At 73.1% G+C, this 323-nt stretch carries 1 pseudogene; it reads left to right on the forward strand.

What is annotated here, in order from left to right:
- A pseudogene (locus OQ02_RS45445) lies at positions 1-191 on the forward strand (ABC transporter substrate-binding protein); the annotation flags it as partial.
- Positions 192-323 lie beyond the last annotated feature (132 nt).

Below are 323 nucleotides of genomic sequence, written 5' to 3' on the forward strand. Positions count from 1 at the left end.
GTGTGAACACTCCCCCTGCTTCCGCCTACTGGTCCTACTGGCATGCCCCCAACGGCGGCAATTGGACCTACAGCACGTCCGGCGCCTCGGCCCGCAAGCCGGCTCTGGGCAGCTTCGAGGGCTGGTCGTTCTCGCTGAACAAGACCGCGAGCACCAACCCGAAGCCGCGCGTGGCGCCCGTCCGCCCGTAAGACCTCCTCGCACAGGAACCCGCTCCCCCGCGGGTCCCACCCCGCCCGCGATCCAGGCCGCCGAACCCGGCCCGGACCGCGGGCGGGGCCGTTTCCCGACGCCGGGTCGCCTCCCGCGGACGCGTCCCCTTC

The organism is Saccharothrix sp. NRRL B-16314, from assembly GCF_000716595.1.
GTDB lineage: Bacteria > Actinomycetota > Actinomycetes > Mycobacteriales > Pseudonocardiaceae > Actinosynnema.